This is a genomic window from Candidatus Jidaibacter acanthamoeba, assembly GCF_000815465.1.
GTDB classification, from domain to species: Bacteria; Pseudomonadota; Alphaproteobacteria; order Rickettsiales; family Midichloriaceae; genus Jidaibacter; species Jidaibacter acanthamoebae.
This window is the reverse complement of sequence record NZ_JSWE01000092.1, coordinates 49,187-67,121: the sequence shown is the minus strand read 5'-3', so window position 1 is coordinate 67,121 and position 17,935 is coordinate 49,187. Positions and strand designations below refer to the sequence as shown.

At 35.0% G+C, this 17,935-nt stretch carries 19 protein-coding genes; 8 read left to right on the top strand and 11 right to left on the bottom strand.

Translation table 11 applies throughout. The features are described from left to right. Positions 1-22 precede the first annotated feature (22 nt). Positions 23-2,572, top strand: coding sequence for a phosphoenolpyruvate carboxylase (locus tag NF27_RS03285; RefSeq protein WP_039455724.1), 2,550 nt, complete (start codon positions 23-25; stop codon positions 2,570-2,572). Here the strand turns inward: NF27_RS03285 and ispZ are convergent. Beyond that, positions 2,504-3,049, bottom strand: a complete 546-nt coding sequence (ispZ, locus tag NF27_RS03280; RefSeq protein ID WP_039455722.1) for a septation protein IspZ — start codon at positions 3,047-3,049, stop codon at positions 2,504-2,506. The genes NF27_RS03285 and ispZ overlap by 69 nt on opposite strands. 24 nt (positions 3,050-3,073) lie before the next feature. On the opposite strand from ispZ, the gene NF27_RS03275 reads away from it, so the two are divergent. The 4 genes from NF27_RS03275 to NF27_RS03260 all read left to right on the top strand — a co-directional run bounded on the left by NF27_RS03275 (position 3,074) and on the right by NF27_RS03260 (position 7,149). Then, complete coding sequence (locus tag NF27_RS03275) at positions 3,074-4,204, top strand: DUF2066 domain-containing protein (RefSeq protein ID WP_039455721.1); 1,131 nt, start codon at positions 3,074-3,076, stop codon at positions 4,202-4,204. Positions 4,205-4,309: 105 nt separating this feature from the next. Beyond that, positions 4,310-4,618: a hypothetical protein gene (locus tag NF27_RS03270; RefSeq protein WP_039455719.1), complete on the top strand. Its 309-nt coding sequence runs from the start codon at positions 4,310-4,312 to the stop codon at positions 4,616-4,618. Between the two features lie 122 nt (positions 4,619-4,740). Further along, the gene (secF, locus tag NF27_RS03265) at positions 4,741-5,643 is read left to right on the top strand and encodes a protein translocase subunit SecF (RefSeq protein WP_039455717.1); all 903 of its coding nucleotides are present in this window, start codon (positions 4,741-4,743) and stop codon (positions 5,641-5,643) included. A gap of 27 nt (positions 5,644-5,670) precedes the next feature. After that, on the top strand, positions 5,671-7,149 hold the full coding sequence (locus tag NF27_RS03260) for an amino acid permease (RefSeq protein ID WP_038538941.1): 1,479 nt from the start codon (positions 5,671-5,673) through the stop codon (positions 7,147-7,149). A 581-nt stretch (positions 7,150-7,730) separates the two neighbouring features. On the opposite strand, the gene NF27_RS11095 is transcribed toward NF27_RS03260, so the two are convergent. The 5 genes from NF27_RS11095 to NF27_RS03235 form a co-directional block, all read right to left on the bottom strand. Beyond that, positions 7,731-8,576: an ankyrin repeat domain-containing protein gene (locus NF27_RS11095; protein ID WP_053332541.1), complete on the bottom strand. Its 846-nt coding sequence runs from the start codon at positions 8,574-8,576 to the stop codon at positions 7,731-7,733. Between the two features lie 111 nt (positions 8,577-8,687). After that, on the bottom strand, positions 8,688-9,203 hold the full coding sequence (locus NF27_RS03250) for a deoxycytidylate deaminase (RefSeq protein ID WP_039455715.1): 516 nt from the start codon (positions 9,201-9,203) through the stop codon (positions 8,688-8,690). Next, positions 9,193-10,005, bottom strand: a complete 813-nt coding sequence (locus NF27_RS03245) for a PhzF family phenazine biosynthesis protein (protein WP_053332540.1) — start codon at positions 10,003-10,005, stop codon at positions 9,193-9,195. The genes NF27_RS03250 and NF27_RS03245 overlap by 11 nt, the downstream gene beginning before the upstream one ends. A gap of 63 nt (positions 10,006-10,068) precedes the next feature. Continuing rightward, positions 10,069-11,244: a murein transglycosylase A gene (mltA, locus tag NF27_RS03240; protein ID WP_084212772.1), complete on the bottom strand. Its 1,176-nt coding sequence runs from the start codon at positions 11,242-11,244 to the stop codon at positions 10,069-10,071. Beyond that, positions 11,214-11,861 (bottom strand): Tim44/TimA family putative adaptor protein, encoded by a 648-nt coding sequence (locus NF27_RS03235; RefSeq protein ID WP_039455711.1) that lies wholly within the window; start codon positions 11,859-11,861, stop codon positions 11,214-11,216. The genes mltA and NF27_RS03235 overlap by 31 nt, the downstream gene beginning before the upstream one ends. A 117-nt stretch (positions 11,862-11,978) precedes the next feature. Here NF27_RS03235 and secB point away from each other — a divergent pair, with 117 nt between their 5' ends. Both secB and fliQ read left to right on the top strand, forming a co-directional pair. Next, a complete protein-coding gene (gene secB / locus NF27_RS03230; RefSeq protein ID WP_053332539.1) occupies positions 11,979-12,461 on the top strand; it encodes a protein-export chaperone SecB in 483 nt (160 codons plus the stop codon). After that, positions 12,461-12,727, top strand: a complete 267-nt coding sequence (gene fliQ, locus NF27_RS03225) for a flagellar biosynthesis protein FliQ (RefSeq protein WP_039455709.1) — start codon at positions 12,461-12,463, stop codon at positions 12,725-12,727. Before secB ends, fliQ begins: the two co-directional genes overlap by 1 nt. Before the next feature lie 176 nt (positions 12,728-12,903). Here the strand turns inward: fliQ and dksA are convergent, their stop codons facing one another. The 4 genes from dksA to secG all read right to left on the bottom strand — a co-directional run bounded on the left by dksA (position 12,904) and on the right by secG (position 15,951). Then, positions 12,904-13,332 (bottom strand): RNA polymerase-binding protein DksA, encoded by a 429-nt coding sequence (dksA, locus tag NF27_RS03220; protein WP_039455707.1) that lies wholly within the window; start codon positions 13,330-13,332, stop codon positions 12,904-12,906. A gap of 145 nt (positions 13,333-13,477) precedes the next feature. Next, positions 13,478-13,951, bottom strand: coding sequence for a hypothetical protein (locus tag NF27_RS03215; protein ID WP_039455705.1), 474 nt, complete (start codon positions 13,949-13,951; stop codon positions 13,478-13,480). Positions 13,952-13,981: 30 nt separating this feature from the next. Next, the gene (locus NF27_RS03210) at positions 13,982-15,613 is read right to left on the bottom strand and encodes a CTP synthase (RefSeq protein ID WP_039455703.1); all 1,632 of its coding nucleotides are present in this window, start codon (positions 15,611-15,613) and stop codon (positions 13,982-13,984) included. A gap of 2 nt (positions 15,614-15,615) precedes the next feature. Then, the gene (secG, locus tag NF27_RS03205; protein ID WP_161791788.1) at positions 15,616-15,951 is read right to left on the bottom strand and encodes a preprotein translocase subunit SecG; all 336 of its coding nucleotides are present in this window, start codon (positions 15,949-15,951) and stop codon (positions 15,616-15,618) included. Positions 15,952-16,044: 93 nt separating this feature from the next. On the opposite strand from secG, the gene NF27_RS03200 reads away from it, so the two are divergent. Continuing rightward, positions 16,045-16,368, top strand: coding sequence for an FtsB family cell division protein (locus tag NF27_RS03200; RefSeq protein WP_039455701.1), 324 nt, complete (start codon positions 16,045-16,047; stop codon positions 16,366-16,368). Between the two features lie 50 nt (positions 16,369-16,418). On the opposite strand, the gene metG is transcribed toward NF27_RS03200, so the two are convergent. Beyond that, complete coding sequence (gene metG / locus NF27_RS03195; protein ID WP_039455699.1) at positions 16,419-17,921, bottom strand: methionine--tRNA ligase; 1,503 nt, start codon at positions 17,919-17,921, stop codon at positions 16,419-16,421. Positions 17,922-17,935: the final 14 nt, after the last annotated feature.

The window sequence follows — 17,935 nt, the reverse complement described above, 5'->3', positions numbered from 1 at the left end:
TTATACAGAACCGAAAAGTTAAATGAGTACTAATAAATACAATCTTAAAAACTTATTGTTTTCTACACTTCAAAAAGTAATCAGCACATATTACCCAACCTTGCTTAAGCTCGAAGAAGAGTTTAATTGCTCAAAAGATAAAGATACCTTCTTTCTTAAGAATACGACAAATACGGAAGCAATAATATGCTTACAACAATTTATTCAATACACGACAATTAAACTGCTGTTAAATAACCTAATTAATAACCTGGAGTTTGTTGCAGAGTATAAAAAAAAATATGATAATTTCATCATAAATAAAGATAATATTGATAGTACTACATTATTAAAAAAGCTAACCGGTATAACCTTTGATCCGGTGCTGACTGCACATCCGACTGAGCCGCTTTCTCATGAAATGTTATATAAAGTCTCTAAACTGCATATTTACCTGGAAGAAAATTCGGCTTCTTTTGATGATAAGTTTGTGGCTGCTCTTTTGCTGGAGCTGATACAAACTCCGCTCACACCGAAATGCAAGCTTTCAGTTGAAGATGAAGTGAAAGATAATTTAGAGTATTTTTATAAGTTATATCAAGCCCTGCCTATACTTATTAATAGAATAGTTGAGACATTTTCAAGTAGTGACATAAAAACAATTAAAAAACATAATTTCATGAGACCGAGAAGCTGGACGGGCGGAGATGCCGACGGTAATCCGAATATTACCGCTCTCACTATGATAAACGCAGTTGAAGCACAATCAAAGGCAGTTATTGCTTGGCATATAAAGGTATTAAATCAATTAATCCTAAAAGATATTCCTGACTTCGGATTATATAAAAATATCATGCAGCTAAGGCTGCTTTTAGTGCAATATCACGGCGATATTAAAAATATAGAAGAAAACTATAAAAGCTTTATAGCATTCTTTAATAATATTATGCTTAAAAATGAAGCGGCTCTGAAGCAATATCCTAATATCAGAACAATGTTGGAAAACTTTAGCATGCAGCTGACTACTTTCGGTTTCCACCTTGCTTTAATAGATGTAAGACAAAATGCTAGAGTTTACGATGAGGTTTACCTGCAAATTTCTAAGTTTTTTAAAAAACCTATAACCTATACGGATATTATTCAAGATAGCTCACTCAAAGAAACTTTATTTAAAGCCTTTAAAGAAAATAAGTTTCTGAAGGATTACCCGTTAATTCAAACTGAATTCCTAAGAATTGAGGCGATTGCTAAATTTCCGCGTATCTTTTCTAACTTAATCATATCTGATACCCAAAATATATCAGATATATTAAACCCGGCTGCACTATGCAGAATATTTAAAGTGAACCCGACCATAGTTCCTCTATTTGAAACTATAGAGGCTATAACTAATGCACGCTCTATCATGCAAGCTTGTTTAAACAACAGCCATTATCAAGACATACAGGGAAATAAGCCGATAAAGATAATGCTGGGATATAGTGATTCGGAAAAAGAAGCAGGGATTTTTATCCTTCCGTTAATTGAAAAAGTTACCACGGATATTAAAAAGCATTTTGAAAAACAAAACTTGGAACTTTCTATATTTCATGGCAACGGGCTTGATTTATCCAGAGGCGGGCCAACTATTTTTGAAAGCGAGCAAACCATTCAGGGTAATCAAAAACGTTACTTATTTAATACGGTAGATAACACCTTAATATATTTCTTCCATACACTAAATTTTAAATTACACAAAATTGAAGATACTTTTCTTCCTGAGGTCACTAAATTAGCCGAATCTTCGGTTATTTCCTTTAAGGATCTTTTTAAAGAAGGAGATAATTTAAGCTCACTTGAAAATTATTTATCTTCGGCTTCACCTTATTGGTTGTTTGTTAAAACTAACAATTTCAGTTCCAGACCTAGCTCCAGAAAAACTGAGGATAGTAAAAGTGCGGCTTTCAAGCCATGGCTCACCCCAAAGTTTTATCCGAGCGGGGAAGTATTATCAGGAATTAGAGCGATTTCTCAAGTGAACACCATTGAAGGAACATTTTTAAACTTTAATTTATGGTATGGTTTAGAGGAATTTTTAAATGCAACCGAGCCGAGTAAACTTAATAACTTATTAACCGCTTCACCGGTAGTTTATGACTTATTATTAAAATCACTAATCGGAATAGAACTTATCGATTTAGATTTAGCTAGGCAGTTTTTTCCTGCTGAGGTTGATAATAAATTCTTCTTAACAATTGAGCAGAAATATAATTCTTTAATGAATACTATAAATAAATTGAATTTAAAACTACCCATCCAAGTAGTGAGTGAGTTATCATCTAAAAAAGATTATGCAAACCCAATTAAGCATTTCATCAGCTTTGCCTGTAAGCATTTAGTATATAAATCCGTAAACTATCATCCAAAAACAATTAGGGAACTTTTTCCTTCCGATTTAACCGAAGAAAAATACCTGGAACTTATTACTAACCTTTTCGGCGCGGCATATTGCGGGTTTACCGAATATCGCACCCCTCCCTATTCTTTACTTGATGTTAGTTTTACTTTTCTTTTGCAAAGCAACAACCTGCAAAAAGGTAAAGACAAAAGTTAAACCCAACACCCCGAAAGTTTTAAAAGAAACCCAAGTTCTTTCAGAGAAATTTCTCCAGATTACTTCATTTAAAACCGCACAGGTAATAAAGAAAACCAGCCATTGTTTTGATAAATTAAGATAAGTTTTATCATCTAACTCAAATGCTTGGCCAAACAAATGTTTTAATAAAGCTTTTTTTGCGATAAGATCATATATAAGTATTGAAGCAAAGATTAAATATAATATTGTAGGCTTAATTTTAATGAAAGTGGAGTCTCCGCTAAAGACTGTGATTCCGCCGAAAATTATGAGAATAATATTAGAAAAAACCATAACCTTAGGTAGCTTGCGCTTTATAATATAAATAACTGAGAGAGAAAGAAGGGAAGCAATGATTAAGCAAGTAGTGGCAGTTATAATATCACTCTTGTAATAAGCTATTATGAATACAAGCAGAGGAAGAAAATCACATAACTTTTCAATTAGTTTTTGCATTTTTATAATTTTATAAGAAACTTTATGAACATACTATTGTTAAATAATTCCAACCACAAGCAAAATATAGGCGCAGTTCTTATCAGGCTTGCTTTTACTCTTCTTTTTATATTTTTAGCACAAATTACATATTCCGAGGAGAAAGAAGAGCACAGCGATCAAAAAATTTTTACCGTGAAAAATATTAATATTTATGCAGAAGGAGAAACTTTAGAGGAAGCGACCGATAAAGCACTTAGAGCGGGAAGCATTGAAGCTTTGGATCAATTGCTGAATAATATTATAGTATTTGATGAACGCCATAAAAGCAGCTCCATAATTAATCGAACCAATGCTTATGATTTTGTTAACTACACAGAAATTGAATCTGAAAGAATGACTTCTCATTCCTATAAAGCAACTATTACTTATAAATTTAACCATAAAAAAATCCGCAACCTTTTAAATTCATCGGGGATAAAATACGTCGGTAGAACTGCACAAAATGCTTTATTGATACCGATTTTACATAGCAAGGACGGTAATGTCACTATATGGAGTAACGATGATTGGAGAAATGCCTGGGAGGAAACTTCGCTGAAAGTAGGCTTAATGAATTATATTTTAAGCGAAGGAGATTTGATTGATATAGGCACGATTAATCCCAAGGAAATAATGTCGGCACCTCTTGAAAAATATACTTCGATACTTGATGACTATGAATCGGAAAGCTTGATTGCGATATTCAGCACCGAACTTGATAATAAACTCGATATCACCATAAGGTTTTTGAATCCTACCAATAATTATTATAGATATACTTCGCTTTTACGAAATAAAGATGAGAGCGAAAAAGAATTTTATAAGCGTGTGGCACATGAGCTTACTATTAAAATTGATGCCGATTGGAAAGGTGAAAGAGTATTTGATAATGAACGATACTACTCTTCAAAACTCATAGTTAAATATAACAAGCCTGCCCGGTGGATGAAAATTAAAAAAGATTTAGAAGAGATCAAAGAAATACTACAGATAAAGCTTTTAAGCAAAAGCGCAACCGAAGCTGAAATTGAAATTATTTATACATTACCTCCCGCTATATTTTCCAATGAATTATTATATAAAGGCTATGCACTTAAAAAAACAGAAGGGCAGATTCATTTAGTCAGTCGTTAAAGTTTCGCCCGTTAAATAAATTTTTTTTTCCTCTTAGTGATTCGTTAACCATTTGTTAACTTTTAATTGTTAACCTGCAAGAATAAATCAAGCATGAGGAATAAAATGGCAACAGTTACTTTATTCACTAATTTAGAAACTACACCGTCTAAATTTAGCCTGCTCTCTTTAAAAGGGTTTTGGTTATCATTATTTTCTATAACCGGTTACTTTAAACAAAAAAAACTGAGCACTTCAGGCAGCGCAACTAATTCGATAGCGAGCAGGAGCAACCTTGATAAGGAAATACCTAAACCTTTGACATACGGAGTTTGGTATGAAATTTACAAAGAAAGAAATAAACTGGAATTTGCTTTAGATAGCATATACTCATCAAATTTGCATAATTTACCTTTTGAAGTAAAAGATAATTAAAATAAGCTGCAAAGCACAAATTTAACACCTTTTAAAATCAGTAGATAAAAATTCTCGATAAATTTTATTGAAATATATAATCTTTTTTATATAATCAGGCTTTATTTTTTATTTTGGTAAAGATGAAGTTCCCGATTACATTAATACCTGCCGGTACACAGATTGATTTTATTGGTAAAAAATCAATAGCATTTGTATTCAGTTTGGTGTTAACACTTATAATATGTGTGCTTTTTTTTGTAAAAGGTTTGAACCTTGGTATTGATTTCACAGGTGGAATAATATTTGAAATAAAAACCTCAAAAGAAGTCGAGCTGAAAGACCTTAGAGATTTATTAAGCAATGCGGGCTACAAAGGTGCAACTTTACAAAATTTAGGCCAAGCGGATACAATTTTGATTAGGATCCAACCTAAAGATAACGCGGAACAGAAACAGGAAGTTGAAGAAGTTAAAAATTTATTAGTCCGTCACCTTGATAAGCAGGTGGAATTCAGAAAAGTTGATTATGTCGGGCCTAAAGTAGGTAAAGACTTAATATTCAAGGGCTTTTCAGCAACCGTGCTATCTTTAATATGCATGATGATATATATCTGGTTCAGGTTTAACTGGCAATACGGAGTAGGCGCGATATTGGCTTTAGCTCATGATGCTTTTGTTACTTTAGGGTTTTATATAATTTCAGGTGAAGAGTTTAACTTAACTTCCATTGCTGCGATTTTAACCGTAATCGGTTATTCGATAAACGATTCGGTAGTAATTTTTGACAGAATCAGAGAAAACTTTAGAAAATATAAACTTACGGATGTTGTAAAACTGATCAACCTAAGTTTAAACGAAACTCTTTCAAGAACAATAATGACGGTACTTACTACTTTAGTTGTTTGTATTGCATTAGTCATCTTTGGAGGTGAAGTAATTTACGGATTTAGTATGGCTATGTTAATAGGTATTGCTTTTGGTACTTATTCGTCCATATATATAGCAGCACCAATACTGCTACATACTAAAATCACTAAATTATAATTTAGCTTAATTTAAAGGAGCATAACAATGAGTTTTAAAAGGTATTTTACTCGAAAACCTATAGACGAATTAGTAAAAGAAGCAAATAGCTCAGATGGCCTGGAAAGGTCTTTAGGTGCTTTCCAACTAATAATGCTTGGGATCGGAGCAATTATAGGAGCAGGAATATTTGTATTAGCCGGAACGGCGGCAGGCCACTATGCCGGCCCTGCAGTTGTTATTTCTTTCGCCTTAAGCGGCCTTGCCTGTGCTTGTGCAGGTTTATGTTATGCAGAACTATCCTCCGCTATTCCGATTTCCGGAAGTTCCTATACATATACCTATGCCACGCTAGGTGAATTGGTAGCATGGATAATTTCAGGGATGATTTTACTTACCTATATTTTAGGAGCATCGGCAGTTGCTAGTGGTTGGTCGGATTATATGCTAAGCTTCTTAGGTGATTATGGTATTACTTTAGCACCTCAGTATACCTGCCCGACAGGTAATGCGCTAAGCTTACCGGACGGCTCTTCAGTTACATGTATTTTAAATCTTCCTGCGGCAATTATTGTAGGCTTACTTGCAATAGTGGTTTTTTTAGGATCTGATGCTTCTGCAACAATCAATACTATTATAGTTGTAATTAAAATGACCGTGTTGCTTGGATTTATTGCAATCGGTGCAACTAAGGTCGATGTAAATAACTGGATACCGTTTATTCCTGAGAATACAGGAAAATTCGGAGAGTTCGGTATCTCTGGGATTATAGGCGGAGCAGGAGTAGTATTCTTAGCATTTACAGGATTTGATGCAGTTGCAACTGCTGCACAAGAAGCTAAAAACCCGCAAAGAGATTTACCGATCGGGATTTTAGGCTCTCTCTTTATCAGTACCATTACCTATATTTTAGTATCAGGAGTGCTAACCGGTGTTGCAAACTATACTGAACTCGGTGTCGGTAGCCCGATTGCCGTTGCGGTTGATAAAATGAATATGCCGTGGTTTTCGACTGTAATTAAAATTGGAGCGGTTGCCGGTTTAACTTCGGTAATTCTAGTTTTAATATATGGAGTGGTAAGAGTTCTATATACAGTTACTCATGACGGTTTATTGCCTAAAGCTTTAGCTAAATGTCACAAGAAGTATCATACTCCGCATATTTTAACTTTCCTTGCCGCAGGTGTTATAGCAATACTTGGTTCAACTTTACAAATCAATAAGCTTGTTGAACTTGCAAATTTCGGTGCAATGGTTACTTTTGCAATTGTATGCTTTGGTACACTTTACTTAAGATATAAATATCCTGACCTACCAAGAGGCTTCAGATGCCCGCTGGTTCCATGGATTCCGCTTGCAGGGGTTATATTGTTCGTACAAATTATTGCCGGGCTTTCATTAACCACATTTATTTATGCAGGTATTTGGATTGCATTTATACTGGTTATTTACTTTGCATACGGGCAATTTAACAGTAACCTTCAGAAAAGCATAAACGAAGGTAAGCTTAAAGAAGAAGTTCTATAAGTATAAATCTTATTTATTAAGACTTAAAAAAAGAGCGCCAGTAATAGCGCTCTTTTTGTTTATGGATAAAATTAAATATTGCTATACGGGTGGAATTCGAAGAATTCTGAAAGTAGCTTAGCTCTTCGCGTCACAAAGGGGAGTGCTCTGCCCCTTCTGACATACATTTATCCTAATCTTAATTTATAGTAAAATTGTTATAATAAAATAAAATCACTTTGGGGATAAAGAATACACCTTTACACCTGCGAAATATAATCAATTAAGTTAAATACCTTACATCTTTATTTGGACAAGACTTTAATCGCCTTAATGTTTTCTTTTCTGAAATTACTTAAATAATAGTAGCGCGCCCCTCCGCCCCCCTTTAGAGGGGCAGCGCTCATAAAAATTATTAAATAATTTTTATGTATCTTTACCTTGCTATAAAGCACCCGGGTTAGATAAATGCTATTGTATGATTTGTAACTTATTTTTAGGCAATGCACGCAAACTACAGAGCCAAGATACAGAAAGAAGTTAAAATAAAAAAGGTAATTATAATGATATAATTACCTTCAATTTTTATTTATTAATAATTTTTACAACTCATGGTGGTGAGTATGTTCACACATACTCAAAATACTACCTACTTTATCTTCATAGCTATGATATTTAGCCCAGTCAGCCACTTCATGGTAATCAACCTGGTTTTCTTCGCTAATTTTATACATCACATCAAACTGATTGTTATTAAGTGCATGCCTTAACTCAACTATATCAATCCCGGGCAGCTCATCACTTTTTATTATCTTATGGTATCCGCTCCATATATCTTTGGATGCTTTGGTATCTTTAAGCATACCGGCTATATTTTCATTATTCTTAAGCGCATAATTATAAGCTTTATTACCCTGATCATCAATTAAGTCTGTTCTTGCACCATACCTGAGCAATAACTTTGCTACCTCAAATGCATTCTCCTGATCCTTACAAACAGAGGCCGCATGAAGTGCGGTATAATTATCTTCATAACTTAATATATTAGGATCAGCTCTATATTTTAGTAATAGCTCAACTAAATCCTTTTTGCCTTCAAAAGCTGCTAAATGAAGCGGCGTAAACCCATCCTCTTTACGTTGTATATCAGGATCCATGCCTAAAGATAAATCCTTCATCAAAAGCTTAGGGTTATTGATTATTACATCATGATGTAACTTTGAATCGCTCTTTTCACTTATAGCAGACGCTACTTTGGTAATAAAGTTCAAAGCTTGATCAACAATTTTATCACCAAGAGGTTTTGTATTTTCAACCACTTTATTTAAAGTACTTTCTGCCTTTTTTGCTAAAAGTTTAATTCTTTTTTCATCAAGAAAAAAATTCTTAGCTTCATCCAAATTTTTATATAAAGTATTACGTAAAACTAATTTCTCCTCTCGAGTCATATTCTTCTATCTCCTTACTCAATTTTCATTCACTATAATACATTTCAAATGTAAAAATAAATAATAAAATTTGAAAATATAAAAAATGCTATTTGAAAACTTTGATAATTACTAAAAAAGATCGTAAGGTTTTTCTTTATATAAACCTTCAATTTTAACTATTTTACCGCTAAATTCTCTTATCTTAACTTCAGCTTCAGTCATAAGTTCACGGGAAATTTCAATGCTGCGTTTCCAATCTTCCTGGTTATCCTGATGATTGCCCGGGAAATTAACATCATAAACCACTTCGGTAATACCAGCCTGTATAATTGATTTTGCGCATCTTGAACATGGTATCCAAGGCGTATATATTGTACAGCCTTTAGCTGAAACCCCAATCCGTGCACAGTGTAAAATTGCATTTTCCTCGGCATGGTTAACCGCAAGCAATTTATACTCTCTATCATAATAGCGGTAATCGTGATCTGCAATTGCTCTAGGCAACCCGTTATATCCGGTTGATCTTATTTCTTTATCAGGCCCCACAATTACTGCCCCAACGCGGGTGCTCGGGTCTTTGCTTTTCATTGAGACCAAATAAGCCATGGTCATAAAATATTCATCCCAGTGTATACTATGCAACATCTCTTAACTCTTTAATATTTAACAAGTTTAATTCACCTATTATTACTGTAACAGCTTTACCTGAAATTAAAACCCTATTTCCAAGATTTTTGCACTTAATCACCCCACCCCTTGCAGAAGCCTGATAAGCGATCATTTCAGTTTTATTCAATTTTTCGCTCCAATATGGAATAAGCCTACAATGTGCCGATGCACATACCGGATCCTCATTGATCCCTACTCGAGGGGCAAAATATCTTGAAATAAAATCATATTTATCATCGCGAGAAGTTGCGATCAAAGCGCGGCAGGGATATTTTGTAAGCAACGCCAGATCGGGAGCTAATTCTTTTACCTCTCTAGCATCGACAAACTCGGTAAAAATACAATTCTCAGAAAAGCCGACAAATGCAGGTTTAATTTTAATGATTTCAGCAATTAACGGAGAATATTCAATCGGGGTTACATTATAAAGCGGGAAATTCAAGTTTAGCCATTCTCCGGTTTTATTGACAATTAGTTCCCCGGCCAAACTCTTAAAACTAATTTCATCATTTTCATTATGTAATCCTTCTTGAATAAGGATATGGCTTGATGCAAGAGTTGCATGCCCGCAGAGCGGAGCTTCGGAGTTAGGGGTAAACCACCTAATATGGTAGGAATTTTTAGCCAGCGGCTTCACAAAAGCAGTCTCGGAATGATTTATTTCTTTTGCAATATTTTGCATTAATTCTTGGGAAGGAAATTCTTTAACAATACAGACACCCGCAGGGTTACCATTAAATTGCTCAGAGGTAAAAGCATCTACAATCCGGATTTTCATGAGGAATACTAAATATAAATTTCTTCACCACTTTACCATTATTTAAATCAGATGCAAAATTATTTAATGAGCATGATAAACACAAGGAATTTTGATATTCTTTGGAAACATAATATAATATGCGCCTTTATTATTCATATATCCCGCAAGCTCTTCCGCTACTTTTCCCCTACCGTAAAATATATCCGCACGTATCGCTCCCTTAATCGCTCCACCCGTATCTTGCGCTATAAATAAACGATTATAATCAAATGAGGGAAAGTTAGTAGTTTTCGGAGTAGTGGTTTCCACCCAAATCGGAGCTCCATAAGGATATAATCTTGCATCAATTGCTATTGATCTCTCGGAAGTTAACGGCACGCCCTGCCCGCCTATCGGGCTATCACCTTTAACTGAACGGAAAAATACATAAGACGGATTTTCTTCCATAATCTTTTTGCCCGCACTTGGATTTTTATGCAGCCATACCATCATATCAACAGCTGAAGATATTTTATCCTTACAATGCTTTTTAAAGAGAGGGCCTATTGACTTATAGGAATGCCCGTTCTCATTATGGTAACCGACTTTAAGCTCCCCTCCTTCCTGTAATTTAATTACCCCTGATCCTTGGATATGCATAAAGAAAAGCCTGGCTTTATTATCTGTATAAGCGATTTCTAATTTTTTACCGTTTAATAAGCCTTTATTAATTGCAGAATGCGAAAAGTGAGCTTTACCTTTTAATTTTAAAATGTCTTTAGGGGTAGCATATATCGGATATTTAAATTTTTTTGTTTTTTTCCTGCTGCCGTTTAATTCAATTTCATAATAACCGGTAAATTTACCTACATTACTCATTTTAGCATCAAAAACCTTATAAGGAATAAACCATTTTTCAAAAAATAGCCTCGCCTCTAAATTATTTTTTAAGTTTGAATTTAGTGCTTCATTACAGACCGACATCCAATCACTTACGGTTCCGCCTATTTCAGTGAGTTTGCTGATGTGCTTATTCGGTTTTCGTTTTATTATAGCTTGGCAGGATTTTTGAAAAGCTTGAAAGGCATCAAGTTGGCAATCATATTCCCAGTGTTTTAAATCACTGAAAGCTGCTTGCTGGAAATGCACTTCTTTTAATTGTTTTTTAGTTTTGGTCGGGGCACAAGAACTCAGCCCAAGCATAACTAAGAGGAACATAATCCATGGAGTTTTTATCTTATTTAAACTCATATAGTTTTTGTTTCTACCAGTTCCCATATAGAAGTGTTACCTTTAAGGTGCTTAGCAAAAACCCAGACATCTTGAATTGTTTGAATTTTTGAAGGGTCACCCGTGATAATATTGCCTAAGTGATCCTTAATCAGATTAATTTGCTCACTAATGAATTTTACTGAAATGGTTAGAATATTACCGTTTAGCTCAGCGTCGGTAATTTCGCACTCTTTAAACCTTATAAGTGTATTTTCATGTACTTCTTTTGCTTCATTTCTTCTCTCGATTTCTCTTGCAAAGCTACTGAATACATCGCGGCTAAGCAGCTGTTGTAATGTTGGTTTATCACCTCCTACATACGCCTTCACAATCACCTCAAATGCTTGCTTTGCGCCGTTTATAAATTTTTCCGCATTAAATTTCGGATCTATTTTTCGTGCTTTATCAAAAGTGTCTCTTACTTTTTGCGGCATTGAGGCTTCAAAGGCCGAATCAATATTAATATCAGCCTCGGTATTATCCTCCCTGAATTGACGCTTTTTGAAGTTCTTTATTATTTCATTTGTTCTTGTCTCATCCCCATCTTCAACTTTTCCTAAAGTTTTAAAAAGCTTAGTAAATATAAAACCTGCAATAACCGCTAAAATCAATACGTCCAACATAGTAATAATACTTTCAAATTTATAAATTTATTCATACTATATTTTTATCAGATTATCTTTGTCTTGTACAAGATAATTTGCTATAAATTAAATTTAGTAAATTAGTTTGGAAGCAATATGGAAAATAATTCGGAGCAACTTCAGAAAAAGAGCTCAGTAGTAGTAAATGCACAATATATTAAAGATTTATCATTTGAAAATCCTAAATCTCCTATGAGCTTAATGCTCGAAGAACAACCCCACATGAATGTCTCTCTTGATATTTTAGTTACTCCTCTGGAACCCCTGATTTTTGAAGTAGTACTGAGTATTGAGGTGCGGAGCTCTGCTAAGGGAGAAGATTTATTCATTATTGATTTGCATTACGGCGGAGTGTTTACCCTTGAAGCTGAGAATGATGCCGAAAAAGAACTCACCCTTCTTGTTTATTGTCCTTCTATTCTTTTTCCTTATGCAAGAAGGATTATTTCCGACATCTCCAGAGACGGCGGCTTCCCGCCACTTATGATTTCACCTATTGATTTTATGGGGCTTTATTCTCAGAAGAAAGCCAATGAAGCGGCACCGAATAAAGAAGAAGAGAGCAAAGTTATAAACTGATGGAACCTAATTTAATAATTGATATAGCAAAAGAGGCGATTTGGGTATACTTTAAGTTAGCTTTACCTCTTTTACTTATTTCACTTTTTATCGGTCTGGTAATATCCCTCTTCCAGGCATTAACTCAAATTCAAGAAGCTACTCTTTCATTCGTACCGAAAGTCATCGTAGTATTCTTAAGCCTTATTTTTCTTTTTCCTTTTATCGGCAGTAGCTTAAGTGACTTTAGCGATCATCTGTTCTCTTTTATGATCAATTTGGATTAACTGCATTTTTTACAATTTTCCCAAATAAAAGCCGATAGCCTTTTTAGCGATTAAAGACGCACAACTCTATTTCAAAATAGATCCCTTAAATCTTCTTTAAAAACTACTTTTCAGGGCAAGAATTAAACACGGCTAAATTGACATTTTCACTGTTAATACCCAGAGCTATCCGTAAATCAATCTTCATTATGACTCTTTTCAAAACGCTCATGCCTTTCCTGCGCTTCAATTGAGAGAGTAGCAACCGGCCTTGCTTCCAGCCTCTTAACCCCGATCGGCTCACCGGTATCATCGCAATACCCATAAGTACCCTTAGCAATTCTCATTAGCGCAGCATCAATCTTATCGATAAGTTTACGATACCTGTCACGCGTTCTGAGCTCAAAAGTAGTCTCTGTTTCAATACTTGCCCGATCATTTAAATCCGGTTCATTCCAATTCTCTTCCTTCAAGTGTTCAACTGTCTGCATAGATTCGGAAAGTAAATCGGCTTTCCATTTTAATAGCTTTCTTCTAAAGTACTCCAACTGATAAGGCCCCATATATTCTTCGGATTCAGAAGGCTTATAGTCGTGAGGTAAATCTACTAATTTTATGTCTGACATGTTTGCAACTAAAATTTAATTAAGCTATTTAATTTTATATCTAAAAGCCCCAAATGATCAAGGAGAATTAATTAAATAGTTTAGGGTTTAAGCTAGGTAAAAAGTATTTTAAATCTCCTTTCTTAAAGAGAATGAATAACTTAAATTATTCCTCATCTCTTTTCTTAACTTCTTTTCCCCATTCATTAACAAGCTTATCAAGTTCATCATTGAGCTTATTAATCTTAAACTGAACTAAAACATTTTTTATTAATAAATTTATATTCGGAAAACACCAGTAAACCACCCAACCAATTGTACTATAGCTGTAAATATATAACCAGGTTTTAGGCTCAAGAATAAATTTGATCGCCATCTCATGAGCTTGGCTGTAATTGAGAATAATTTGTATTAAGTACGGGGCTACTCCGGCAAAGTTAAACATTAATACTATTTTAGTTAAGTATCTGTTTTGATAACGATCTACTACTCCTGCAATAAATCCGGGTAACATACCGAAGAGAATTAAAAATAATACATGAGTAGAAAAGACAGCGATAATAACCATAAGTACGGTTATAAAAAACCCGCCGATACCTATCGGGGAAGTTGCCTCACTTTGTTTTTCCGCTTTTCTCATATGTATGAGCCTTTAACCCTTAACCCTAATTTATAAAATGCCTTTTCTATTATTTATCACAGCATTTATAAAAGATGTAAAGAGAGGATGTGGATCGAACGGCTTAGATTTTAATTCAGGGTGAAACTGTACCCCTAAAAACCATGGGTGATCTTTAAGTTCGATAATTTCCATAAGCTTTCTATCTTTTGATATTCCACTAAAAGTGAAACCGGCGGATTCCAGCTTCTCCTTATAATTAATATTGAATTCATACCTGTGTCGATGGCGTTCGCTTATAATTTCCCGGTTATAAATTTGGTATGCAAGGGTATCTTTTTGTAATACACAATCATAAGCTCCCAAGCGCATAGTACCGCCCAAATCTTCATTTATTTCGCGCTTCTCGGTAACTCCACTTTTTTCCCATTCGGTAAGTAAGCCGATAATATTTGTGCAGTGCTCGGTAAATTCGGTTGAACTTGCATTTTCAATGTTCAGTAAATTCCTGGCCGCTTCAATAGAAGCTAATTGCATCCCGAGGCAAATACCGAAAAAAGGAATTTTATTAATACGTGCATATTTTATTGCAGCAATTTTCCCTTCTACGCCTCGACTTCCGAAACCCCCAGGTACCATTATTCCATGTACGTCTTTAAGTTTTTCATCTGCATTTAACTCATTAATGCTTGATGCATTTACCCAACATAGTTTAACTACACATTTATGATATATCCCAGCGTGATCAAAAGCTTCAATTAAAGATTTATAAGCATCTTTAAGCTTATTATATTTACCGACAATCGCAATTTTTACTTCTTGTTCCGGATTTTCAGCCGAATGAATAATCTTATGCCACTTATCAAGATTAGGTTTTACATCATAAGGTAGATTGAAGCATTTTAATACCTGCTTATCAAGTTGCTCCTCATGGTAGGCGACGGGAACACGGTATATATTTTTCTGGTCTAACGCCTGGATTACCGAATCTTCCGGAATATTACAAAACAGGGCAATTTTTTGACGCTCGGAGAGCGGAATTTCTCTTTCCGAACGGCATAATAAGATATTAGGCTGAATACCGATCGATCTTAATTCTTTTACTGAATGTTGGGTAGGCTTGGTTTTTAGCTCTTTTGCCGCATTTATATAAGGAACTAAAGTCAGATGTACATAGATAGACTTATTGCTACCGAACTCATAACCTAGCTGCCTAATTGCTTCGAAAAACGGCAGTGCTTCAATATCTCCGACCGTACCGCCTATTTCACATAATACGAAGTCTGCATCTTCCGTACCTTCTTTGATAAACTCTTTAATTAAATCGGTCACATGCGGTATTACTTGTACCGTGCCGCCTAAATAATCCCCCCTTCTCTCTTTAGCAAGAAGCTTGGAGTATATTCTGCCGGCAGTAGTATTATCACCCTTTCTCGCCGGAACCCCGGTGAATCTTTCATAATGCCCGAGATCAAGATCCGCCTCTGCCCCATCATCAGTTACAAAAACTTCTCCGTGTTGGTAAGGGCTCATTGTGCCCGGGTCAACATTCAAATATGGGTCAAGTTTTTTCAGTCTTATTTTATATCCTCTTGCTTGCAGCAATGCTCCCAATGAAGCGGAGGCCAGGCCTTTTCCCAAAGAAGAAACGACTCCGCCCGTAATAAAGATAAATTTTGCCATATTTATTTTGCAATCGGTGCTTGCGGCGCTTCCTTAGCTTTAAGGGAATGCTTACGATCAATCACCAGATGTTCGTCTCCGATAGATTCAATTATTGATTTCGCTTCTTTTCTTTCTAATATCACAAGTTTTGCTAAAGCTAAGCTGTTTATCATAAATGCCGCAGCTAAAAACATAGTTAACTTAGAAAAAATATTACCGGTTGCTCGGCCGGATAAAACGTTATGCCCGCCTCCTGATAGACCTGAAAGCCCGTCATTCCCTGTTTTTTGTATTAAAATAACTGCGACCAACGCTAAAACGATGAAGATTTGTAAGATTAAGAGTACTGTTGCCATATATCCCATGCTATGCTAATTAGTGGAATATAATAATATTTTTAAGTATAACTTGCAACTTTGATTTCAGTATTTTTAAATTAATATATCAATATGAGTAAACATCAAAATAACAAAAAGGCCGCCAATTTAAGCATAATCGGGCTTAATCTTATAATATATTTATTAGTTATTTATTTTATTTACCACTCGTTAAACGGGGAACGCGGTATATTTGCATATCGAAGACTTTCTAAGGAACTGGAAATAAAACGGAGTACTCTTGCATACTTAACTACAGAGAAATTTCAACTGGAAAATAAAGTTAGACTTATAGCCAAAGATAAAGTTGATCTTGATATGCTTGATGAACTGGCAAGAAGAAAACTTGGGCTAGCCGGCAAAAATGATATCATGATAATAATTAAGAAGGATTAATAATAAAACACCTCACCCATATTATAATCGGCAAGGTGTTACCGGTTAGTTTAACCTTCTAACCTCGGGAATACCCCGAACGGCTCTTTAATTTCGTGGCCTTCTTTCAAAGCGAAGTCTTTGTTTAAAGTATTAAAGCTTCTTTCTTTAACATTTAGAGTATCAAGAATTTTACCGGAAGCATCAGGCATTATAGGTTGTAATAAAACTGCAATCACCCTGATTACTTCGGCTAAAGTGTATAATACCGACCCCATTCTCTCAATATCGGTTTTTCTTAAGTTCCACGGGGCCTCACGATCAATATACTCGTTAGCTTTTGCACTTAAATCTATAATAAATTGTATGGCATGGTTTATACCCTGTTGATCAATTTCTTTCCTAACCTTATTAAGTGACTGATAGGCAAAACTTAAGAATTCAGTATCATTATCATTTAGGGCCTCGGTAGAAGGGATCTTCATTTCACAATTTTTATATATAAAAGAGAGCACCCTTTGCGATAAATTACCGATATTATTAGCCAGATCCGCATTTACTCTGCTGATAAAACTTGATCTTGAGTAATTACCGTCATTACCGAACGGCACTTCCTTCATCATAAAGTAGCGAACATAATCTAAGCCGAATTCTTCAACCAAATTTACAGGATTAATAGTATTACCTAATGACTTTGATATTTTAACCCCTTCGTTAGTCCACCAACCATGCGCGAAAACTTTTTTCGGGAGCTCAATTCCGGCAGCCATCAAAAATGCCGGCCAATAAACCGCATGGAACCTTAAAATATCTTTACCCACCACGTGTAAATCACATGGCCAGTAAGATGAATTCTCTCCTCCAAGTGCTGATATATAATTAAACAAAGCATCCAGCCAAACATAAATTACATGCTGCTCATCGCCCGGAACCGGTATTCCCCACTTAAACGAGGTTCTCGATACCGACAAATCGGTAAGACCTGATTTTACAAAAGATATCACCTCATTTCTTCTTGAGGTAGGGGCAATAAAATGCGGGTTTTCTTCATAGAAATTAAGCAGCTTATCCTGCCAAGCCGACAATTTAAAGAAATAGCTGGGCTCTTCCAACCATTCGACATCAGCGCCGGTCGGTGCTTTGCCGTCAACCAGTTCCGATTCCCCGTAAAAAGCTTCGTCACGAACTGCGTACCATCCTGAATATTTACCTAAATAAATATTACCGCTATCAACTAATCTCCGCCAAATTTCAGATACATATTTTTTGTGCCTTTCCTCGGAGGTTCTAATAAAATCATCATTAGAAAAATTCATTATTTGAGAAAGATTTTTAAAGCTTACATAGACCTTATCAGTAAATGCTTGCAGGTTCTCTCCGGCTTTTAATGCAGATTTTTCGATTTTTTGCCCATGCTCATCGGTTCCGGTCAAGAACATAACATCAAACCCATCCAGCCGTTTAAACCTTGCTAAGATATCACATGCAAGCGATGTGTAAGCATGCCCTATATGGGGAATATCATTTACATAATAAATTGGAGTAGTAATGTAAAATTTAGGTTTTACCGACATATTAGCTATATTAC